This window comes from Paenibacillus guangzhouensis (genome assembly GCF_009363075.1).
Taxonomy (GTDB): Bacteria; Bacillota; Bacilli; order Paenibacillales; family Paenibacillaceae; genus Paenibacillus_K; species Paenibacillus_K guangzhouensis.
Window position 1 is genome coordinate 1,582,405 of record NZ_CP045293.1, and the last position, 24,954, is coordinate 1,607,358.

5 protein-coding genes are annotated in these 24,954 nt (G+C 56.1%); all 5 read left to right on the plus strand.

The genetic code is table 11. The annotated features are described in order from the left end of the window. Positions 1 to 3: 3 nt before the first annotated feature. The 5 genes from GCU39_RS07115 to GCU39_RS07135 all read left to right on the plus strand — a co-directional run bounded on the left by GCU39_RS07115 (position 4) and on the right by GCU39_RS07135 (position 24,931). Positions 4 to 12,159 carry a non-ribosomal peptide synthetase gene (locus GCU39_RS07115; RefSeq protein ID WP_152392873.1) on the plus strand — a complete coding sequence of 4,052 codons (12,156 nt, stop codon included), beginning with the start codon at positions 4 to 6 and terminating at the stop codon, positions 12,157 to 12,159. 65 nt (positions 12,160 to 12,224) lie between these two features. Beyond that, a complete protein-coding gene (locus GCU39_RS07120) occupies positions 12,225 to 13,088 on the plus strand; it encodes a CPBP family intramembrane glutamic endopeptidase (RefSeq protein ID WP_152392874.1) in 864 nt (287 codons plus the stop codon). A gap of 13 nt (positions 13,089 to 13,101) precedes the next feature. Next, complete coding sequence (locus GCU39_RS07125; protein WP_152392875.1) at positions 13,102 to 13,911, plus strand: CPBP family intramembrane glutamic endopeptidase; 810 nt, start codon at positions 13,102 to 13,104, stop codon at positions 13,909 to 13,911. Next, entirely contained in the window at positions 13,908 to 14,711 is an 804-nt protein-coding gene (locus tag GCU39_RS07130) for a CPBP family intramembrane glutamic endopeptidase (RefSeq protein WP_152392876.1), read from the plus strand. The genes GCU39_RS07125 and GCU39_RS07130 overlap by 4 nt, the downstream gene beginning before the upstream one ends. A gap of 14 nt (positions 14,712 to 14,725) precedes the next feature. Beyond that, positions 14,726 to 24,931 (plus strand): type I polyketide synthase, encoded by a 10,206-nt coding sequence (locus GCU39_RS07135; RefSeq protein WP_152392877.1) that lies wholly within the window; start codon positions 14,726 to 14,728, stop codon positions 24,929 to 24,931. Positions 24,932 to 24,954: the final 23 nt, after the last annotated feature.

The window sequence follows — 24,954 nt, forward strand, 5'->3', positions numbered from 1 at the left end:
ACGATGAGTACCATTCGTAATTTGTCTGGCGTATTGCTGGGGCGTAAGGAGAATGATGCGGGAATATTATTTTGCGAAAGTGGTCAGGAGCGCTACTTGAGCTACGGCCAATTACTTGTGGAGGCCGGAAGGGTCCGTCATCTGCTGCGCGAGCGGGGCCTTGGTCCAGGCGATTTTGCCGTGATACAGACGGAAGATAACGAACGGTTTATCCTTCTGTTCTGGGCTTGTGTGCTAGGTGGCATTATTCCCGTACCCGTGACGGCGGCACGTACGGATGAAGGACGCAAAAAGCTAATTCAGGTATGCAAGCAGTTGGAAACGTCGAGATTGCTCTGCGATGAAGAGCTGTGGCCGGGAATTCAAGGCTACGCTTTGAAGCAGGGGGAGACGGAGGCGCTAGCACAGCTCGAGTCCGGCAGCGTGCCGATGGCGGAGGTGATTGCGGCGGCTGCGGATGCAGGCCGGCCCGAGATGGAGCCGTATGAGGCGGCCGAGACGGACACCGCATTCATCCAGTTTACATCGGGATCTACGGGAGACCCGAAGGGGGTTGTGCTGACGCACGGCAATCTTCTGTCGAACATGCGAGCTATTATCCATGGGGCACAGTCGACGGAGCGGGATGCTTCGCTCAGCTGGCTTCCACTGACGCATGATATGGGGCTCATCGGCTTTCATCTTTCACCGCTGTTATGCGGCATGAATCAGTTGCACTTGCCGACCTCGACGTTTGTCCTTCATCCGATGAAATGGATGGAACTTACCCATAAGCACCGGGTGACATGTCTCTCTTCGCCGAATTTCGGATATGTGCATTTTCTGCAGCACTGGAAGCCGGAAGGAGCGGCAGCATGGGATTTATCGTGCGTCAGGCTGATATTTAACGGGGCCGAACCGATATCGGCCGCCCATTGCCGCGATTTTCTGGATGCGATGAAGCCATACGGGTTAAAAGGAAACTGTATTTTTCCGGTATACGGCCTTGCGGAAGCGAGTCTGGCCGTAACGTTTCCAGGGACGGAAGATTACTTGCATACCATTAAGCTTGAGCGCCAATCGCTCGCGATTGGACAACCTGTACGCATGGCAGCGCAAGGGGATCAGACCGCAATCGAGATCGTTGAGCTGGGTTTCCCTGTACAAGCGTGCGAGGTGCGTATTTGCGGCGAAGCGGGGAATCCTTCGGCAGAAGGCAGTGTCGGATTGATTCATATTCGAGGCAGCAACGTGACAAGCGGCTACTATAAGCGTCCCGACGTTAACAGGCTTACGATTTCCTCGGACGGCTGGTTGAATACAGGAGATTTGGGTTTCTTGCTGGAAGGGCGTCTATATGTCACCGGTCGGATGAAGGATGTCATTTTCGTCAACGGGCAAAATGTGTATCCGCATGATCTGGAGACGCTGATTAGCTGCTTGAAAGGGGCCGAAATCGGGAAAACGGCGATTGCCGCCATTCAGGACGCAACGACCAAGCGGGATGCGATCGCCGTTTTTATTCAGCATCGCGGCAAGATCAGCAGTTTTGTACCGCTGATGGTCGAGGTGAAAAAAATGCTGAATGGATCGGCTGGTCTGGACGTCGCTTTTGTTGTCCCCGTTCGGAGAATTCCAAAAACGACCTCTGGCAAAATTCAGCGCTACCTATTGGCGGAAGCGCTGCGTGAAGGCGAGTTTGCCGACGCGCTTGCCGAACTGGTGGAGCAGGAAGCGGCGGCCGCGATTCAGCGGCATGATGCGGAAGGTGACGATGCGTTGCGCGGGGATGCTGGCATAGAACCGACTACGGAGACCGAGCAACGAATCTTATCCATCTGGCGCGAGGTGTTGAAAAAAAATGACATCGGCCGAAATGACGGCTTTCTTGAGCATGGAGGCAATTCTCTCAAGGCTGCTTATGCCGCCGCCAGGCTGCAAGAGGCGTTTAGCATTGAGTTTACGCTTACCGAGCTTTTTTTGCATGATAAGGTGAGTTCGCTAGCCATTTTGCTAGAGCAAAAGAAGCAGGCGAGCGAAGAAAGTGCCACAGCAGCTCCTCCACCGGTGGCAAAAACGGTGGAACGGACCGTTTATCCAGCGTCCTCTGCGCAAAAGCGGCTGTTCATTTTGGAACAGCTGAACCCGGGGCTGCTGGGCTATAATCTGCCGTTTGCAGTCCAGGTGAAGGGTCCGGTCGATATCGAACGATTCCGTGCGGCGTGGCGGGCACTGATCGAACGGCATCCGGCGCTGCGGACGTCCTTTCATATGGAAGACGGCCAGGTGATGCAGCGCATCGATCCGGCGGTCGAGCCACCGCTTGCCGTCGTAGACGGAAGCAGCTGGTCGGCGGATGAACTGGCGCTGCGTCAGCGCAGCTTCCTACAGCCGTTTCGGCTGGAGCAAGGTCCGCTGCTGCGCATGGAGCTTGTTCTTCAGGCGCACGAGTCAAGCATTCTGCTGCTGGATATGCATCATATCATTACGGACGGAACATCGATGGGTATTTTGATGTCCGATTTTATGAAGTTTTACGAGGGGAACGCGCCGGAACCGTTGTCTATCCATGGCGGAGATTTGGCGTTGTGGGGGGAAGCGGGTCGGTATGGCGGCTGGGTGGAGGGACAGAAGCGTTATTGGCGCGAAATCTTTCGGGATGATGTGCCGACTCCGGTGTTTCCGTCCACCTATCCAAGGCCGCAGATGCCAAGCTATCGCGGCGCAATCGAGCGCTTCGAGCTGGAACCGGCGCTTGCTGGATCGCTGCGAGCATTGGCTAGACGCGAGGGCGTAACCTTATACACCGTCCTGCTGTCGATTTATTATGTGCTGTTCGCGAAATATACAGGCGAATCCGACATCGTTGTCGGCACGGCAGCCGCGAGACGGATGCGGCCGGAGCTGCAGAACGTAGTCGGGATGTTCGTTAACATGGTACCGATCCGGCTGCGTGGGCACAGCGGCTTGCGATTCGATCAATGGCTGAAACAGGTCCATGGGGATGTGCTGGCGGCGATCGGCAACGGGGATGTGCCTTATGAAGAAATAGCCGAACTGACGAATGCGAAACGGGAATACGGGCGGCATCCGCTGTTCGATTCGGTGTTTACGCTGCAAAACATGGAGCTGCCCGAATGGCGGAGCCAAGATGTCGTCTATACGCCTCAAGCGATGGACAGTGGATCGGCCAAGTTCGACCAGACTTGGGAGTGCGCGGATACCGGCGCAGGCATCGCATTTACGCTGGAGTACGCTCTGGATTTGTATGATGAGCGTATCGCCGCGCAATTCGCCCAGCATTATGTTGCGTTGGCCCGGGCCGTCGCCGCGCAGCCGCAAGCGGTGCTTGGCGAACTTGATCCTGTCGATAGGCCAGAGCGAGAAAGGCTGCTCCAACTTGGCCGTTCATTCGCGGAGCCATCACAGGAGCTGCCGCTGCATAGATTGTTCGAACGGCAAGCGGCAAAGACCCCGCAGCAGATTGCCGTTGAAATGGGCGAGCGGGCGTATACCTACAAGGATTTGAACGAACGCGCTAACCGGTTCGCCCGTGTACTTGTGCAGCACGGCGTCACACCGGGGGCAAGGGTAGCGCTGCTTCTCTTGCGTTCACCCGATATGATTGCGGCGATATTGGCTGTGTTGAAAGCGGGCGCCGTCTACGTGCCGATCGATCCACAGTATCCCGAAGAGCGGATATTGTTCATGCTGCAGGATACGGAAGCGCAGGTGATCGTGGCTGCGGCTGCGACGATGGAGTTGGGCACCCGGCTTGCCGGAGACAGCATAGATGTCGTCGACATGGATGGACTCGATACAAGATGGGCCGGTGAGTCCGGCAATCTTCTGAACATGAACGGCTCAGCGGACGATCTCGCTTATATCATGTACACGTCCGGCTCGACAGGCAAGCCAAAAGGGATTATGACCACGCATCGCAATGTGTCCCGGATTGCCGTCCGAACCGATTATGTATGCATTTCGAATAACGATGCGCTGTTGCAGCTATCCAACTACGCCTTTGACGGTTCAACGTTCGATTTGTACGGCGCGCTATTGAACGGCGCGAAGCTGACGTTAGTCGGCGAAGAAGAGGTTGCCGATGTTATGCGGCTGACCGAGCTGATTCAGGACAGAGGCATTACCATCTTCTTTGTGACGACGGCACTATTCAATACGCTGGTCGATCATGGGCTCGAGTCGTTGCGCGGGCTGCGACATATTCTATTCGGTGGAGAGCGGGCTTCCGTCCCGCATATCAGTAAAGCGCTCCGCGCGCTAGGACCAGGCGTGCTGCTGCATGTCTACGGGCCTACGGAAACGACGGTGTTCGCGACCTGTTATCCGATCACGGAGAGTTGGGACAGAGTAAGGTCGGCTAGCGTGCCGATCGGGGTGCCGATTGCGCGTTCAGAAACGCTGGTGCTGAATGAACAAGGTCGATTGCAGCCGGACTGGGTGCCGGGCGAGCTGTGGATCGCAGGCGATGGTGTCGCATCGGGCTATGTGAACTTGCCGGAGCAGACGGCATCGAAGTTCCGCCCGCATCCGTTCCGGGAAGGCGCAGCTGTATATAGAACCGGCGATCTGGTGCGCCGCTTGCCTGACGGAAATCTGGAGTTCCTGGACCGAATCGACAGCCAGGTCAAGCTGAGGGGTTACCGGATTGAATTGGGCGAAATCGAGAGCAGGCTGCTGGATTGCGCGGGCGTCAAGGAAGCGTTCGTGACGTTGATCGAGAATGATGGTGCGCCGTATCTATGCGCTTATGTCGTTGCGGAGCAAAACGAATGGCAGTCCAGCGTTCGAAGCCAATTGACAGGCAAGCTGCCGGCATTCATGATTCCCGCCGCATTTGTGCAGCTGGAGAAGTTGCCGCTTAACGGGAGTGGCAAGGTAGACAAAAAACGTCTGCCTGCGCCGGAACGCGAGCTCCCCTATGAAGCGCCTGCTACAGCTACGGAGATCATTGTCGCAGGATTGTGGCAAGAAGTGCTTCATGTCCAGCAAGTTGGCGCGCTTGACCACTTCTTTGAGCACGGCGGCCATTCCCTGAAGGCGTCCGCTCTGACATCGGCCATCTACAAGCACTGCCGGGTGCGCATGCCGCTTCAGGAAATTTTCAAGCTGCCGACGGTTAGAGAGCAGGCCGCATGGATCGACAGCGCGGCGAAGGAAGCGTATGAATCGATTGTGAGCGCACCAAAAGCCGCATCGTACCCGCTCAGCCCGCCGCAGCGTCGCATGTTTTTGGCGGAAAACATGGCTGATATCGGACTGACTTACCATATTCCGCTTGCCCTTAAGCTGTCAGGGCCGGTGGGTGAGAATCGAATCGAGCCAGCGCTTCGGAAGTTGATCGAACGGCATGAGCCGCTGCGCACATCTTATCAGTGGGTTGACGGCGTTCCGGTCCAGATCGTTCACGATTTGGTCGCATTTGTTCTGCATACGATGGAGCTCGCAGATACGCCGCTGCAGGAATGCATGAGCGAGTTCTTTCGTCCGCTCGCGCTTGCCTCCGCGCCATTGCTCGCCGCATGTTATTGCCGACCCGAATGGGAAGGAGCGGAGGCCTATTTGCTGCTCAATATCCACCACATCGCGGCGGACGGCCTGTCCGTCAAGCTGCTGCTGGAGGAGTTGACCGCTCTGATCGATGACGAAGACATGGCATCGCCGGCTCTGCAATACAAGGATTATGCCGTTTGGCAGGAGCGTCAGAACAGCTCGGAACGGATCAAGGCAAGCCAAGCGTTTTGGACGGAGCAGCTTGCTGAATCGCTGGCACCGCTCGATATGTCGCTGGATCGGCCGCGAGGCGACCGTCAGACCTTTGTAGGCGATACATATACCTTCCATATTCAGTCGGCGCTTGCCGAACGGCTGAAAGTGACAGCCGCCAGCGCAGGAGCGAGCATGAACAGCCTATTATTTGCGGCTTATGCACTTTTGCTCAAGGGAACGGCGCATCAGTCGGAATTTGCGATTGGTTCTTTAGCGGCAGGCCGAACGCATCCGGACACTGCCCGGATGATCGGCATGTTCAACCAGTTCCTTCCTATTCGGATGCGGGTGGTGGATGAGCTGCCGTTCCTGACGTTTGTCTGCGAGACCCATGAACGTTTGCTTGCCGCTTACGAGCATGGCGATGTTAGTTATGAGTATATGTTAGAAGCGGCTCAGTATCCGCATGACCTGTCGCGCAATCCGCTTTTCGATACGATGTTGATCGTTCACAACCAGTTTGAAGACGAGAAGCTGACGTTGCGAGGCAACGGCTGGTGTATGGAACCTCTGCCTTTCAGTCATGGAACATCCAAGCTGGACTTCAAGCTCGATTTGTACAGCGATGGCGAAGGCGGTCTGCGGGCGGAGCTGGAATATAATACGGGATTGTTCCTGAAAGGTACGATGGAACGGATGGCTGCTCGGCTGCTTAATATTTTGGAGCAAACTGCTGCTAGTCCCGACTTGAACTGTGGCGATGTTGTCATGGCAACGCCTGGTGAAGCCGCTGCCTTGGCGAATTGGAACGATACGGGACATCCGTTACCGGCGGAGAAGACGATTCACGGTTGGTTCGCCGAGTCCGCCCGGCGGTGGACGGATTACCCTGCTGTGCGGTCGGTCGAAGGCTCGCTGACGTACGGGGAGTTGAATGAACGCGCCGAACGCATGGCTGCCATGCTAAGAAGCAAGGGGGTAGCGGTCGAGACGATTGTGCCAATAGCGGCACAACGCTCGTTGTCCATGATGATCGCGATCCTGGCGGTGCTCAAGGCTGGTGGGGCTTATTTGCCGATCGACCCGGAGCATCCGCCTGAGCGGATTCGCGGCATTCTGGAGGATAGTGGAGCCAGACTGCTGTTGGCGGGGGCCAAGTGGATTCATACGCTGCCGGGCTTCCAGGGAGAGACGATTGATCTGGACGCACTTGCGGCTGCTGCCGGATCTGTGCTGATGAATAGCGAAGAATCAACGGACACGGACCTATCACCTCAATCAAGCCCTGAACATTTAGCGTATGTCATTTATACGTCTGGCTCGACCGGCAAACCGAAAGGTGTGATGGTGGAGCACCGTGCGGTGATCAACCGGCTGAACTGGATGCAGACGGCTTATCCGCTAAATGAACGAGACGTTATTTTGCAGAAGACGCCGATGACGTTCGATGTTTCCGTATGGGAGCTGTTCTGGTGGGGTTTTGCCGGCGCTTCGCTCTACTTGCTGGAGCCTGGCGGGGAGAAGGAGCCGTCGGTTATCCTGCGCGAGATGGAGGAGCAAGCCGTTACGGTTATGCATTTTGTGCCGTCTATGCTGGGTGTCTTTTTACCCTATGCTGCGGACAGCGGCAGAGGCGGCGAGCTTGGTACTCTGCGATATGTATTTGCGAGCGGAGAGGCGCTAAAGCCTGCGCATGTCAAGGGTTTTTACAATTTGATGGAGCGAAGCGGCGGACAATGCCGGCTCATTAATCTGTACGGCCCGACGGAAGCGACGGTCGATGTCAGCTATTACGAATGCTCGACTGATCACGTGAGTACGATTCCAATCGGCAAGCCAATTCATAACATCCAGCTCTATATTGTGGACGAGCAGATGAGACCGCAGCCGATCGGTGTATCCGGCGAGCTGTGTATTGCAGGTGCCGGGCTTGCGCGAGGGTATCACAATAGGCCGGATTTGACGGAGCTAAGTTTTGTTCCAAATCCATTTGCTGCAGGAGAGAAGCTGTACCGTACCGGGGATCGCGCAAGGTGGCTGCCGGACGGCAATATTGAATATTTGGGGCGTTTTGACCATCAGGTTAAGCTGCGCGGTCTCCGCATCGAATGCGGCGAGATCGAGCACGCGCTGCTACGCCAAGCGGAAGTTCGCGATGCAGTGGTGACGTCGGTAACGGATCTTGCGGGAGAAACGACGCTTTGCGCTTATCTCGTGACGGCGAATGGGGAGGTTCCGGAGGCAACGAGTCTGCGGACCGCACTTCAGGCACTGCTGCCGGAGTATATGATTCCTTCTTATTTTGTTGCAATGGAAGCTTTACCGCTCAGTCCGAGCGGCAAAGCCGACCGCAGTCGTCTGCCGCAGCTGCGGTTCGCTGAAGCGGCGGTCAGCGGTGAGGGGCCAGCGACGAAGACGGAGCAGCGGCTGGCTGAGTTATGGCAGGAGGTACTCGGTCTGAGCTCCAGCGGAGCGGATGATCGAGTGGTGATTGGGAGAGAAGCCCATTTCTTTCAACTGGGTGGCCATTCCTTGCGCGCCGCGCAGCTTGCGGGCTTGATCGAGCAGCGTTATGGAGCGGCGTTTGCGCTGAAGGATGTGTTCGATGCTCCCGTGCTGCGAGAAATGGCGGTTCGCATCGATAACGCGACCCCTAAGCGGGCCATCATTATTGCAAGGGCGGCAAGCCGACCTTTCTATCCGTTGTCGCTCGCGCAGAACAGGCTGTTTGTTCTGCAGCAGCTCTATCCAGATAGCACGGCTTATAATCTTCCGCTCGCGCTGAACCTGACGGGCAAGCTTGATCAGGACAGGCTTGGCCAAGCGATTCAGGGATTGATTGCCCGTCATGAACCGCTGCGCACCAGCTTTGACTGGGCAGACGGCAAGCCGGTACAGCATGTCCATGAGCGGGTATCGTTCGAACTCGCTGTGCATGCCTTGATAGATGCGGCAGACTTGAATACATTTGCGCGCGAGGTAGTCCGACCGTTTGATCTGCGAAAGGCTCCGTTAATCCGGGCGATTCTCGCGACGGACGGCGAAAGTCGGCATACGCTGTTGCTTGACATTCACCACATCGTCGCCGACGGCGTGTCGATGAATGTGCTGGCGCGCGATTTTGAGCAGTTGTATCGCGGCGGCGTCTTGCCTCCGCTGCCCATTCACTATAAGGATGTCGCTGTGTGGCAGCAGGAATGGATGGTTTCGGAGGCAAGAGCGCAACAAGAGCAATATTGGACAGACCAACTTGCGGGTACCCTTCCTGTGCTGCAACTGCCGACCGATTATCCACGGTCGTCCGAACAAAGCTTCGAAGGCGCCAAGCTTGCGCTGCCGATTCCGGCAGAGCTTGCCGAGGGGGTCGGCACGGCGGCGGAACAATGGGGCGTTACGCCATTCCATATCTGGCTTGCCGCCTACCATACGTTATTGCATCTGATGACGGGGCAGGACGATTTGATTGTCGGCACGCCGATCGCGGGCCGCTTCCATCCTGCTACTGAATCTCTGGTCGGCATGTTTGTCAACACGCTGCCAATTCGCAGCAGGCCATCCGGCGAACTGCCGTTTAGAGCGTTCGTCGAACAGCTCAAAGAAACGGCGCTTGCGGCTCTGGACAACGGTCTGCTCCCGTTTGAGCATATGGTGACGATGCTGGATGTGCCGCGCGACCTGAGCCGCAATCCGCTGTTTGATACGATGTTCGTCATGCAGCATATGGAGGCCGGACAGGCGGTAGACACCTTGCGATTCGAGGCGCAAGTGCCGGACAATCGCGTATCGAAGCTGGACTTGACGTTTGAGATTGCGGATCGGGGCGGCATAGGACAAGCCTTGACGATCGAATATGCGACGGCGCTGTATGAAGAAGACAGCATACACAGAATGACGGAATGGTATTTCCGTATTGTCGGCCTTGCACTGGCCGAGCCGGAGCGGCTGCTTGGAGAGATCGGGCTGCAAGACGCTGAAGAGGCGGACAGGCAGATCGAAGCGTTCAATCGCACGGCCGCACCGTATGCCAGCGGTGATACGGTAGAGGTTTACCTCGAAAGACAATCGGCAGTAACGCCGCAGGCCATTGCGGTTGCGGCGGAGGACGGAGCACTAACCTATGCAGAATTGAACAGGAAGTCGAACCGGCTGGCACAGGCGCTCAGACAGCAAGGCATCATGCACGAGGAGCGCGTGGCCATCGTGATGGATCGCAGCCTGGAGATGATGATTGCAATCTTTGGCGTGTTGAAGGCAGGCGGAGCTTACGTGCCTGTTGCGCCGGGCTTGCCGTCAGAGCGAATCCGCTACATGCTGGACAATTCTGGTGCGAAGCTTGTCTTGGTGAAAGGCAAAGCCCCAGAAGGACTGGGGCCGCTTCTGCCATTTATCGACGTTCATGAGACGCTGGCGCAGGAACGTGACGACTTCCCAGTGGAGAAGTTGCATGATCCACGCTCACTTGCTTATGTGCTGTATACTTCGGGATCGACCGGGCAGCCGAAAGGCGTCATGATCGAGCATCATTCCGTAGTCAACCGGATCGGATGGATGCAGAAGCAATACGGACTGGATCCAAGCGGAGTCATTTTGCAGAAAACACCAATTACTTTCGACGTATCGGTCTGGGAACTGTTCTGGTGGAGCTTTGCAGGGGCCAAGCTGGTCCTGCTGCCTCCGGACGGCGAAAAGGACCCTGCGCTTATGATGGATATGATAGCGAGGCATGGTGTAACGACGATGCATTTTGTACCATCCATGCTACATCTGTTCTTAGAGCATCCCGACTTACTACGCGGCGTAGCCAGACTAAAGAGCCTGAAGCATGTGTTCGCCAGCGGTGAAGCGCTGACTACAGATCAAGTGCAGCGGTTCCGCGAGCGGATCGGGTCTCCGTTCAATGCTAGGCTTGTCAATTTATACGGCCCAACCGAGGCGACGGTTGACGTGTCCTATTACGATTGCTCTGACGGTGATATTCCGATCCAGGTGCCGATTGGCAAGCCAATCGACAATATCTCGCTGTATATCGTGAGCGAATCCATGAAGCTGCAGCCTGTTGGCATTGTTGGGGAGCTATGCATTGCCGGCGCGGGTCTGGCGCGGGGGTATATCGGCCGGCCCGATTTGACGGAAGAAAAGTTTATCGATAATCCATTTGCGTCGGGTAGTCTGATGTATCGGACAGGAGACCTTGCCAGATGGCAGCCTGACGGAACGATCGAATATTTGGGCCGATTGGACCATCAGGTCAAAATAAGGGGCCAGCGTATCGAAGCCGGTGAAATCGAGCATGTGCTGCTCGGTCATCCACTGGTTACTGAAGCGGTTGTCATGAAGCGAGTCGCTGCAAGTGGAAGCGAATATTTATGCGCGTACCTCGTGTGCTCCGAACCTGTAGACCATCAAGAACTGCGAGATTTTACAGCGCTGCGCCTGCCTGATTATATGGTTCCGCAGGCGGTGGTGGAACTGCCCGCCATGCCTTTGTCACCAAATGGAAAAACCGATCGGAAGGCGCTGCCGGAGCCGGAGCTGGTGACGGATAGCGGGACTCCATTAGTCGAAGCGGCAAGCGATATCGAATTGGCGATTGCCGCCGTATGGCACGATATCCTGCAAAGGGACGACTTCGGCATCCATCATCGTTTCTTCGATATTGGTGGAGACTCGCTGCTGCTGGTGCGGACACATCAGCGGTTGGAGACGTTGTATCCTGGCGCGCTAGGGGTAACGGATTTGTTCACCTATCCGACGATCGCATCGCTTGCGGCTTATTTAGAGTCGAGACATCGTGAGCTCGCGAGCTGGAGCTGGAGCGGTTTGCCGATGGCAGACGACTGTGTCAGTAGCGGCTATGTCGTGGAGCGTATCGGCAACGTTCAGTTCCAATTGGACCGGGAGGTTGTGGAAGGGCTTGCGGAACTTGCGGCATCCCGTATGGTGACGGTTGAAGCCGCGGCGTATGCTGTATATCTGTACTTCTGGCGCGGCGAGTCCGGCATCCATCGGCTTGTGCTTCCAGCAGTGACGGATATCGGGCTGATTGCCCCGAAAGAAATCGATTTTACGGAGGTACATGATTTCGATACACTGCTGCGGCATGCTGCCAAGCGGATGAGTGCGGAAGATTGTTATACCGCACGGCAAATCAGAAAGCAGCCGCAAGCCGAAGGCGGATTTGCCTTGTTCCCATTATTTGCAGGAGCAACGCAGCATGGGTTCAAGGATCGAGAGGCGCTATTGGAACGATTCGATGTTGTGCTGTATTTGGATATCGCTGCCACACCAAGCGAGGTGGAAGAGCCAGAGTTTGGTGGGGTATGGACGTACAACACCCGGCGTCTCGGCAAGGAGGCGGTGATGGAGTGGGCTTCCGCTTATCTGGAGCTGCTGTCGAGCGTGGTGGAACAATATCGCGCCGCAGCTGGCAGCGCCGTCCCAGGGGCGTAGCATGGGCCAAGCGGGTTGTGTCTGACCCAGGATATATCTGTCTGAAGGAAGAAAGGAGCTTTCCTGTGAAAAAAGTGTTGATCTTGTTAGGGAATATCGCACTTTATATTGGGGTCTTTTATGCGCTGCTCTATCTGCTTCGCTCTACTTACAATTACGAAGCGACGTTGTCCTTCGCCAAGTTTCTGGATCGCAACCCGGCCATGTTTATGGTCGTGCTGTTCACGCTGATTACGCTTGTATATATGCTCATCTTTCGTATCAAAGGATGGATCTGGCCCCATGCGGAAAAAAATCTGTTCCGCGCGTCGGGCTTCAAACGGCTGAGCGCCTCGCGCGTCCTGCAAATGATTGGCCTGGGTCTTGCCGGAAGCTTGTTCAGCATCGGCCTGATCGTCATTGACGATATTGCGCGGGAGTTCCCGTCCATTCCCGCGCTGGTCGATGATCTGATCAAGGGGGATTCGATCTGGTATGTCATTCTAGGCGCTGGCTTGATTGGTCCGGCATTTGAAGAAATATTGTTCAGAGGCCTCATTTTTAGTGAGCTTCGCAGGGTTATGCCGGTATATGCGGCCTTGGTTGTGCAAGCCGCGGCTTACGCCTACTTCCAGCCTAGCGCGGCGCTATCGGTCATCAGCATCGGCTCGGGTCTGATATATGGGTCGCTGTATTGGCGCACGGGGTCGCTGTGGGCGCCGATTCTGGTACAGAATACGGCTATGGGATCCATCTTCCTCTTGAAATACATCGGGTTCTACGAATGGTATGACAAGCTGGGCGATGTGTCATTGTATATCATTACAGCGTTCTGTCTAGTTGCGTTGATCGGAGGTTCCGTCAATGTCTGGCGGACCTCCAGCAACGGCGACATCGGCGCACGCGCCAATCAAGCGCTGACGGATGACGCTCCGTCGGCAGCACAATAGGAGGTCTAACCGCATGAAGGTGTGGGGAATGATGCTGGCTCGCGTGGCTGTTGTAATCGGCCTGTATTTTGCATGGTTTTTTACAGTGACGAGGTTATTTTTCGATTTTGTATACCCCACAAGCTCGTGGTTTGAACAGAATACGGTTACGGTGATTATTTTGAACGATATGGTAGGCTTGCCGCTTATGCTGCTGGCCTGGAGGTTTATATTCAAAGAAAATCTGTTCCGTGCAGCTAAGTTCCGCGTGATGGGCGGCAAGTCGGTCGCGATCGCATTATGGATCGGGCTTGGAGCCGGCTTGTTTACCGTCGCGTTCTCCAGGCTTCCCGCCATTGCATCAGACAAGTTCAAGTTTCACGAATTGTTCGATTACCTGAACCGCGCGGAATGGTATGTATTCCTGGTCTTTCTGATTCTCGGTAACATCTATAAGGAGACGTTATTCAGAGGCATTCTGATGAATGCGTTCAGTCGCGTGTTCCCTGTCTGGATTGCGATCGTGATTCAGGGTGTGTTGTACGGGGCGTTGTTCTTCTTCGGGGACATTCCGTTGTCGCTGTACGGTTTTCTCGGTGCGGTTATTTTTGCACTCTTGTATGTCTGGTTGAAATCGATCTGGGCGCCGATTGCCGCGCAAGTCGCATGTCAGGGCAGCCAGTACCTGCTGTGGCACTACGGGCCGGAGACGACGGACGTTACCGTCATGTCCATCGTGATGGCTGTGGCAGCAGTGATGATCGCGATTGGCATATTCCTCGCGGTCAAGCATCGTGCTTCCATCTCCGTGCCGTTGTCTTCCGAGGCGGTGACGCCTTGGTGAAGATATTGCGAATCGCGGGAAATACCGTCAGCTATTTGGTCATTTATGCAGCGATTGTGATGCTTGTCAACCATGCCCTCTACAACTGGGTAACCGATCCCGTGCTGAAGGACTGGATCGGGAGCAATTCCGGCATGGTGCTGATCGTATCCAATATCATCGTGCTAGCTGTCTATCTTCCGCTGCTGCGCTGGCAGAAAATTACGCTGAAGGATCTGGGGTTTGTTCCTGTGCGCGGGGGCTCGTTGCTGCTGTCCGTAGGGACGGGCGTCTGGCTCGGCTTGTTTATCGCCGCGTTTACCCGTCTTCCGTGGATCCAAGCGACCTTTCCGGCCATTTCGGATCTGGTCGCTTTTGTCGCCGGAGGCAGCCTGATCATTTTCGTGCTCGGGAGCTTGCTGCTCGGGTCTCTGCTAGAGGAATGGCTCTTCAGAGGCATGTTGTTCTATACCTTGCGTCAACAACTTTCGGCTCTGTGGACGGTTCTGATCCAAGCCGTATTGTTCGGCGCCGTATTTATGAATGTCACGATTGGCGCATTTGCAGCGCTGGGCGCAATTATATACGGCGTTGTTCGCGCAGGCTCGCATTCGCTTTGGGGGTCGCTTGCAGCCCATATATGCAGCACCGGCACCTTATATATCATGCTGCAATGGGCGGACGATTGGCAGCCAAATACGCTTGGATTATTAGCTCTGGCCGGCGGAGTCGGCATCGCGGCACATGTGCTGCTGTTACTGCTCGGGAGCAGTGGGAGGGCGGTACAAAAAAAGGCCGTCAGCAATTCCATTACTAGCTAGGAGGGTTGGGTGCCATGTTTCAACTGGATTTGCTGGATACCAATAAAGATACATCCGGACGGAAGGGGCGGAGCGCGGGTTCCGTATCGAATATTTCCCTTAAGGATATTGCGATTGTCGGGATATCCGCCAAGCTGCCGCGCGCGGAATCGCATGAAGCCTTTTGGGAATTGGTCCGGAGCGGCAAGGACCTGGTAAGCGGATTTCCGGATGCCCGCAAGGAAGAGCTGAAGCCGTATTTACGCCGCATGGAGGCACAATACGGCTCCGTTTCCTTTTTTGACGGGGCGTATATGGAAGATATTTCAAGTTTTGACTATTCTTTTTTCGGGATTTCACCCAAGGAAGCCTCGCTGATGAGTCCGGCGCAACGCCTGTTCCTGCAGACGGCTTGGGGTGCACTTGAGAATGCCGGCTACGGCGGAGATGCGCTGCATGGTTCGCGCACCGGCGTCTTTATCGGCTATAACGGGGACGCGCTGCATGATTACAAGCGAATCATTGAAGCGCTGGATCCGGACGTCTTGTCTATGGCGGCGCCCGGCAATCTGAGCTCGATCATACCGAGCCGGATTTCGTATTTGCTGAATTTGCGTGGACCGGCGATCAGTGTGGACACCGCCTGCTCCTCCTCGCTTGTAGCGGTCCATCTGGCATGCCAATCGATCCGCAGCGGCGAATGTGAGGCGGCGATTGCCGGTAGCGTCAAAATAAACGTGCTACCGCTGGATACCGGCATTCGGCTTGGCATCGAGTCAAGCGACAACCGGGCCAGAACGTTCGATGACTCGGCGGACGGAACGGGAATCGGCGAAGGCGTGGTTGCACTGCTGCTCAAGCCGCTGTCCCGCGCGCAAGCGGACTGCGATGAGATTTATGCGGTCATCAAAGGCAGCGCGGTGAACCAGGATGGCAGTTCGGTCGGCATTACCGCTCCGAACGCCCTTGCCCAGGAGGATGTCATTGCGCGCGCCTGGCAGGATGCGGACATTGATCCCGAAACGGTGACGTATATGGAAGCGCACGGTACCGGAACCTCGCTGGGCGACCCGATCGAGATCGACGGACTGACGCGTGCCTTTCGGCGATATACCGACAAACGGCAATTTTGCGCCATTGGCTCACTAAAGACAAATATCGGACATCTCGATCATGCCGCCGGTATTGCAGGGCTGCTCAAGGCGATCCTGTCGCTCGTTCACAAACAGCTTCCGCCTACGCTTCATTACCGCGTACCGAACCGCAACATCCCATTTGTGGATTCGCCTGTTTATGTGAATGACGAATTAACGCCGTGGGAGACGGATGGCGAGGCAAGAAGATGCGGAGTCAGCGCGTTCGGCATGAGCGGCACCAATTGCCATGTTGTGCTGGAGGAGGCTCCTGCCAGGGTGCCGTCGAGTCTTTCGGATAGAACGGAGCTGTTCTGCTTGTCCGCGCATAGCATGACGGCGTTAGAACGGCTCGTGCTGCTGATGCGGGATTGGGTTCAGCGGTATCAAGGCGATGTGAGCCGGAGCTTGGCCGACCTTTGTTACACCCTGGCCGTCGGCAGGGGAGCCCATCGATATCGCTTAGCGATTGCGGCTAGCAGCTGGGAAGAGCTTCTACTCACCTTGCATGCCGCAGCCGACAGCGGTCTTACTAGCCTTGTGCTGCCTCATGTTCGCTTCGGGACGGCCGATCTGGCTGCGACAGGGCAGATGGAGCAGCAGTCCGTTCCACACGAGTGGGGAATGGACACACTGGAGCTGAGGCAACGTTACGTGGACGGTTACGAGATTGATTGGCAGGCAGTCTATGGGGGACAACGCCGCCATCGCCTGCCGCTTCCGACGTATCCGTTCGACTCTCAACGCTGTTGGGTGGTAGAAGACCGTGCTGAAGCGGCGATTCATACACAACTTGGAGTTTGGGGTGGGTATTCGCTTGCTAGGGATATTCCCGAGACACTTCGACAAGAAATGAATGAGACGTTTGCTAGATGGCAAGCGGAGCTGGAGCGGAGCGGCGGGATGACGAGTCAGCGCCCTCATAGCGTTGCGTTAACAGGTGAGCGTTCAGGACTCGCATGGGAGCAACAGGTCGCAGATGTCTGGGGAGCAATGCTCGGATATGACGAATTGCCTGTGAATGCCGGTTATTATGAGCTAGGCGGCGATTCCATAATTGCGCTCAAAATCGTGAACCAGCTCAGCGAGCTTGCGGGCATCCGCATTCAGGTAGCGGATTTGCTGGGGCACGCGGATTTGCTTTCGTTCACAACTCTCATTGAGAGGCGGCTTAGGGAGAACGGTGTGGCGACCGCACATAGAACAAATGTTGGGAACGGCGGATATGACAGACAAGCAAAAACCAGTGGATATGGTAGATCTGGAGAAAATGACGGGGATGTCGGGGCGTTGAGCGGCCAAGGGTCCGAATCATTGTCCGGCCATCGACTGGAGCCGATTCCAAAAGCGGCACCGCAAGAGCACTATCCTGTCTCATCGCCGCAGAAACGCATGTATTTGCAACAGCAGGCGATGCCGAATGATCGCAGCTATAATTTGCCCGAAATGCTGCACCTGGACGGGGCAGTGGATGTTGACCGGCTGGAGGCAGCCCTACAAGCTATTGTCTTGCGTCACGAGACGCTTCGAACCACCTTCCACGTCATTGACGGCGAGATCAGGCAGCGCATTCATGCTGACATTCCTTTCCGCCTGATACGCATGGAGGCCGATGAAGCAGATGCGGATGGCATATTGCATAGCTTGTTCCAACCGTTCAGGCTCGATACGGCGCCGCTGCTTCGCGCAGCTCTGCTTACGCTGGGACCGGAGCGCCATGTGCTGTTTCTGGATATGCATCATATTGCATCCGACGGCATGTCGGCAGGTATTCTTTTATCCGACTTGATGTCTTTATATCAAGGCAGATCATTGCCGCAGCTGCCTCTGCAATACAAAGATTATGCAGTATGGCAGGAGAGCAGGCCGCTCTCCGGGAAGGCTGAACGGTATTGGCGTGAGCAATGCCAGGGAGACTGGCCGACGCTTGCGCTCCCGACCGATGCTCCGCGTCCCCCCGTCATAACCCATCGCGGCGAGACGTTCGACGTATTCGTCGATGCGGGGTTGACCGCCGCAGTGCATAGCTGCGCGGCCGAATCGGGCGCGACGCCGTTTATGGTACTGCTATCAGCGTATTACGCATTCCTTGCCCATTATACGGGAGCGGAGGACATTGTCGTCGGCACGCCGATTGCGGGACGGAACAGGCGCGAGCTCGAAGCCATCGCGGGCATGTTCACCGGCACGTTGGCGCTGCGCGCTTATCCGCGCGCCGATAAGCCGTTCAGAACCTTTTTATCTGAAGTCAAAGAGATCGCGACTGGGGCTTACGCCCACGCTGATTATCCATTCGAGGAAATCGCGCAATGGGTGGACAGAAGAGATGCCAGCCGGAATCCCTTGTTTGATACCATGTTCATCATGCAAAACCTAGGTATCCCAAACGCTTCGTCCGAGGGGTTGTCGTATCGCCATCAGCGCTTTGATCATGGCACGGCCAAATACGATTTGATGATTCAGGCGGTGGAGCATGGTCCTGAATTGCGGCTTGTCGTGGAATATAATGCCGATTTGTTTCACCGTGCAACAGCTGAGCGGTTCATACGGCATTATGTGCAGCTGTTGCGCAGCGTGACACATCACCCTGAACTCTCGCTCGGTGAAGCAGAGATGCTGTCGGAGGAGGAGCGCGAACAACTGCTAACGCTGGGGAGGCGTGAAGCGGACTTTCCGCCGCCGCGCTGTCTGCATGTTTGCTTCAAGGAACAGGCGGTGGTTGTTCCCGACCTGCCAGCCGTATCTTGCGGCGGTGAATCCATGACCTATCAGGAGCTGGATCGGCGTACCGATGCGCTGGCGCGATCCTTGCGCGCCAAAGGTGTGGGAAGCGGCAGCGTCGTCGGCATCATGGCAGAACGTTCCATCCCCATGCTGACAGCGATGCTCGCTGTGATGAAAGCCGGAGGCGCCTATATGCCTGTAGATCCGCATTATCCTGGCGAACGCATCCGCTATATGCTGGAGGACAGCGGTGCGGAACTAATATTCGCGGACAGCCCGCGTGCCGGAGTTCAGCACGGTGTTCCGGCCACCCTACAGGTACTGGACATAGCGGATGAGACATTGTTCTCTGGTGGAGACGATGCCCACGAAGCATGGACGCAGGACGCAGACGATCCGATGTATGTCATTTATACCTCTGGTTCTACGGGTCATCCGAAGGGCGTCATGGTGCCGCACCGCAGCTTTTACAACTTTGGTCAATCGCTCAGAATGTTCTTCGACGGGAACTACGGGGAGAGAGACAGATGCCTCAGCCTAACCAATATCTCGTTTGACGTCAGCGTAGCCGAACTATTTATGCCGCTGATGTTCGGCGCTTGCACGGTGCTTTATTCAGAGCCGAAATTGCTTGATCCGCGGCGAATTGCCGAGGTGATCGTGAAAGAGCAGATTACATTCGCTTATTTGCCGCCGTCTTTGCTGAGAGAGGTTGCGCGGCTGCTGGAGCAATCAGCATGCGCGATAGCGTTAGACAAAATGCTTGTTGGGGTAGAACCGATTAAAGACGAAACCTTGGAGCTGTATACGAAACTTAATCCCGAGATTCGGATTGTAAACGGCTACGGACCGACAGAGGCGACCGTGTGCTCCAATATGTACGTATACAAGCCGGGCGATTATCACGGCGGTTATGTACCGATTGGCGGGCCGATGCACAATGTCGAAATATATATTTTCGGTTATGGCGGCCAGCTTGCGCCTATCAATACAGCCGGGGAGCTGTATATTGCCGGCAGCGGCCTTGCCGATGGTTATGTGAACAATCCGGCTATGACGGCCGAGCGTTTTCTGCCGCATCCGTACCGGGAGGGCTGCTTCATGTACCGCACCGGCGATATTGCAAAGTGGCTGTCAGACGGCAACGCGATGTATGTGGATCGGGCCGACCAACAGGTGAAGATCCGAGGCGTCCGAATAGAAATGAACGAAGTTCGTTCGCAATTGATTGCTCTCCCCGAGGTAGAGGATGCGGTTGTGGTCGTTCGAGAGCAAGCAAGCGGAGACAAAGAGCTGTGTGCGTATGTGGTCGCTTCGGAGCATCTCCCTTCAGGGGAATGGCGAAGAAGGCTGAAGGACAAGCTGCCCGAGGCGATGATTCCGAGCTATATTGGGACGATTGACGCGATACCTCTGACGCCGAACGGAAAAGTGGATCGGTGCGCCTTGCCGGAGCCGGAATTCGGGCTTCGATCACAGGGAGAGGCGGATCAGCCGCGAGATGGGATGGAAGAGCGCGTCGCCGCCATTTGGAAGGAAGTGCTCGGCGATTCGGCTGCGCCAATCGGCATTCACGACGACTTCTTTGAGGTCGGGGGCCACTCTTTGAAGGCTGCAGTGCTGGCGGGTAAGCTGCAGCAGGCGACAGGCGCCTTGGTTCCGCTCAGCCTCATATTCGAGCTTACCACCATTGCGGAAATATCGGCTTGGTTGAAGGAGCGGGACGGAACTGCGGTGGTCGAGCCAATCCCGAGAGCGGAGCGCCGCGCGTGGTATCCGATGTCGCGCGCACAGCGCCGTCAATATATGATGCAGATGCTGGCCGGAGAAGCCACCATGTATCATGTGCCGTTCGCTCTCCGTGTGCAGGGCAGGCTGGATGCAACGCGGCTGGAAGACGCGTTCACGGCGCTGATCGAACGCCACGAGAGCTTGCGTACGACCTTCCATATGACAAAGGACGAGTTCAGGCAAAGGGTTCATCCGCCGTACGCATTTAAGCTGGAGGCACTGGATCGCGGAGCGTTGACCGGAGCAGAAGCGTTGCGGGGAGGATTGCCGGACGGCACCGAGGTGACGAGGCTGATGGAAGTCTTTCAGCGTCCACTCCAACTAGACAAATTGCCGCTGCTGCGAGCGGGACTGCTGCGGTTTAATGAGGAAGAACATCTGCTGCTGCTGGATGTTCATCACATCATTACGGATGGCGTCTCGTCTGGCTTGCTGGTGAATGAGCTGTCGCAGCTGTATGCCGGACAGACGCTGCCTGAGCTGCGCGTGCAATATAGCGATTATGCTGTGTGGCAGGAAGCTGAATTTGCAAATGCCGCTTATGCGGAGCATGAGCGATACTGGATGGAAATTTTCGATGGCAAGCTTCCCGTGCTGGAGTTGCCAACGGATCGGCCGCGGCCGTCTCTTCCGAGTTATCAAGGCCGACGTCATTCATTCCGATTGGATGCACGGACGACGGCGGAGGCAAGGCAGCTGGCGAGAGAAGTGAAGACGACGTTGTATACGGTGCTGTTGGGCGCTTTTGCCGCGATGCTCGCCAAATACAGCGGGCAGGCCGAAGTCATTGTGGGAACCCCCGCCGCAGGCCGGGAGCATGCTGATACGCATGGCCTGATCGGGATGTTCGTCAACACGCTGGCGCTGCGGACAAGACCGGCAAGGGACAAGAAGGTACGCACCTATCTGATGGAGCTGCATCATCATGTCGTAGAGGCGCTTTCGCGTCAGACGTATCCTTTCGAGGACTTGGTTGAAGGGCTGAAGGCCGATGCGGACAGAAGTCGGAATCCATTGTTTGACGTGATGTTTGTGCTGCAAAATATGGACCGGACCGTGATGGAAGCGGAAGGTGTCGTCTTTGGCGAATTGCCGTTCGAGGCGGGAACTAGCAAGTTCGACCTGACGTTGGAAGCGGTGGATCGAGAAGCGGAAATCGAGCTTCAACTGGAGTACGCAACGGATTTGTTTCATGATGAAACAGCGCGACGCATGGCGGAGAGTTATACCATACTCGTGCGGGACATGTGCAGATCGCAGGATCGCATGGTCGGCGACCTTGAGCTAATGGGGGATCGCGAGCGGGAGCAATTGCTGGCTCTGTTGACCGGAAGAAGGATGCCTGAACAGGCCGTGAGTAGAGAGGGGAGCAATCGTTGGATGGATATTCGAGCTGAGAAGGGCATCACGGAATGGCAAGGAAACGCGGTGGCGGCTTCCACGCAAGCAACGGCAGAATGGTCAGGGTTTGTGCAAGAAATGGAGCGCCAGGCGGCACGCACGCCAGACGCGGTGGCCATTCAATTCGGCGCGGAGATGATGACGTACGCCGAATTGAACGAACGGGCGAATCGTCTTGCTCATTCCTTGCGAGGGAAGGGCGTAGGGGCCGAGCGCATTGTCGCGCTGATGGCGTCCCGCAGCCCGCTGCTGCTTGTCGGTATTTTGGGTGTTCTGAAGGCCGGTGGTGCATATGTCGCCATTGATCCCGCGTACCCGAAAGAACGGATCGACTGGATGCTTGAGGATTGTGGCGAAGCACTTTTGCTGACGGAAAAAGCATTTGCTGGGGTCGTAACGAGAGCCGTTACCGAGTGGCATTTGGATGATCCAGACCTGTATGCGGCCGATAGAGGCAATCCGGAGTTGATCCACAAGCCGGACCATTTGGCATATGTGCTGTATACGTCGGGATCGACTGGGCGTCCCAAAGGTGTGATGATTGAGCATCGCGGGTTAATGCACTTCATCGGGGGCTTCCGCAACCGGATTCCGTTTGAGAAGGGCCAGAGTATCTTGGCGATGGCATCAGCTTCCTTCGATATTTTTGTCGTTGAAAGTCTGCTTCCGCTCACGCTGGGTATGCGCATTGTACTCGCCACCGAAGAGGAGCGGAGCGACGCCGCCTTGCTGCAAGGCTTGATTCATGCGCATGATGTCGATGTGCTGCAAATCACGCCATCGCGCTTCAAATGGTGGATGAATCAACGGGGCGACACGGACGGTCTGCAGAAGCTGCGCATCGTGATGATCGGGGCGGAGCCGCTGACAGGCGATGTGCTCGGCAGGTTGCGCGCTGCTACCGGAGCTAGATTGTTTAATCTGTACGGTCCGACGGAGACGACGGTATGGACCTCCATCCGGGAAGTCACCGAAGGCGAGGAGATTTCAATCGGCACGCCGATCGAAGGTTCCATGATGATGGTGCTTGATGAAGGATTGAAGCTGCAGCCTACAGGCGTCACGGGCGAAATATGTATCGGCGGACCTGGTGTTGGGCGTGGATACCTCAGCCATCCCGAGTGGGATGTCGCCTTTGTGCCGAATCCTTATGTACCGGGTGAACGCATGTATCGCACGGGCGACCTTGGGCGCAGGCTTGAGAATGGGGAGTTTGCCTATGCAGGCCGCCGTGATTTCCAAGTGAAAATCAGGGGACATCGAATTGAAATCGGTGAAATTGAGCAGTTGCTGCTTCGTCATGAGCAGGTGAAAGAAACGGTCGTCACCGCGTTGCAGGAAGAGGATGAGGAATATGCGCTTTGTGCGTATGTCGTCATGCAGAACGCAGTTGCAGCGGATGCGGAGACGGACGGGGACACGCCATCCAGCCGGATGACAGTCCAATTACGCGATTATCTCGCGGACAAGCTGCCTTCTTATATGGTTCCGGCCTATATGGTCGTTCTAGATGGGATTCCGCTTACGCCAACGGGCAAAATTGATCGAAGGGCACTGCCGAAGCCGGGACCGAACAACACAGGCAGACGCGAGCTTGTTCCGCTCTCGACGGATACCGAGCGCAAGTTGGCCGAGATCTGGAAGGAACTGCTCGGTACGGACGCGATCAGCGCGAAGGACAGCTTTTTCGAGGTGGGCGGCCATTCCCTGAAGGCAGCAGGCATGGTCAGCCGCATTGCAGAACGATTGGGCATTCAACTGCCGCTGCGAGATATATTTATGAATCCTACGCTTGAAGGTTTAGCGGCCCATCTGGACTCTAGCGGTACGGTAGCAGTCGCGCGGATTCCAAAGCAGCCAGAGCGCGAGCGTTATCCGATGTCGAGGGCGCAGCGCCGCCAATTCATGATGGAGCTGATCTCGGGCGGGGCGACGATGTACCATGTGCCTTTCGCCGTGCATATGCAAGGACAGCTTGATGTGGAGAGGCTGGAGGAAGCTTTCCTGGCTATGATACGCCGCCATGAATCGCTCAGAACGACGTTCCACCACGAAGAGGACGAGTTCTGCCAACGCGTGCATGCGGAGCCGGTATTTACGTTGGAGCGAGGCGCCAAGTTGAGAATGGCAGCGGGCAAGCTGCTCGCGGAAGGCGGGGATGAAGGATTGTTCGGCGGTATCAGTGCGCTGATGGAGCGGTTTATTCGTCCGTTTGATCTCGGCAGCCTCCCGTTGTTCCGGTCCGGATTGATTCCGCTTGGCGAGGACGGCCATCTGTTGTTGCTGGACTTTCATCATATTATTACCGACGGCGTATCCGTCAGCGTCCTGCTGCAGGAATTGACCACTTTGTACGGTGGCGGTGAGCTGCCGGAGCTGGATATTCAGTACCGGGATTACGCGGCATGGCAAGAAGAAGGAATCGGCAGCGAGGCCTATATGGGGCATGAGCGCTACTGGCTGGAGGCGTTCGAAGGGGAGCTGCCTAAGCTGGACCTAAGTGCGGCCATGCCAAGGCAGGAACTTCAAAACTTCGTGGGCAGCCTGATCAACTTCAAACTGGATGAGGAGCTGACGCTCAAGATCAAGGCCTTTGCGCGCGAGCGCGGCACGACGTTGTATACGGTACTGCTCGGAGCTTATTCAATACTGCTGAGCAAATGGAGCGGCGGTGCGGGGGATATCATTATTGGCACGCCAGTAGCGGGCCGCAATCATGCACAATTGGAAGGGCTGATCGGGATGTTCGTCAATACGGTCGCCATTCGCAGCTTCCCGGAATCGTACCGAACCGTTGGCGATTATTTGTCAGAGCTGCATGAGGATGTGCTGAGGGCGCTGGAGCATCAGAATTACCCGTTCGAGGATTTGGTGCAGAAGCTAGGAATCGAACAGGACCGCAGCCGCAATCCTCTCTTCGATACGATGTTTATTTTGCAAAATATCGATCGCGTCGCTTACCGTTCTGGCGGCATTGCATTCGACCCCAAGGAGTTCGATCCGGGTGTCAGCAAATTCGATTTGACGCTTGAAGCGGCGGAGCGGGACGGCAGGATCGGCTTTACACTGGAATATGCGACAAGTCTTTTCCACGAAGAGACCGCCTGGGCGTTGGCGAATGATTATATGGCGATCCTTCGCGTATTCGTTGAAGATGGGGCAAGGAAAAAAATCAGTGCTGTGCTTGCTTGAACCAATATCTAAGCCTAAGGAGG

Excerpts from the sequence above, each read along its gene's own strand:
- GCU39_RS07115 (WP_152392873.1), top strand. The coding sequence starts at position 4 with ATGAGTACCATTCGTAATTTGTCTGGCGTATTGCTGGGGCGTAAGGAG.
- GCU39_RS07125 (WP_152392875.1), top strand. The coding sequence starts at position 13,102 with ATGAAGGTGTGGGGAATGATGCTGGCTCGCGTGGCTGTTGTAATCGGC.
- GCU39_RS07135 (WP_152392877.1), top strand. The coding sequence starts at position 14,726 with ATGTTTCAACTGGATTTGCTGGATACCAATAAAGATACATCCGGACGG.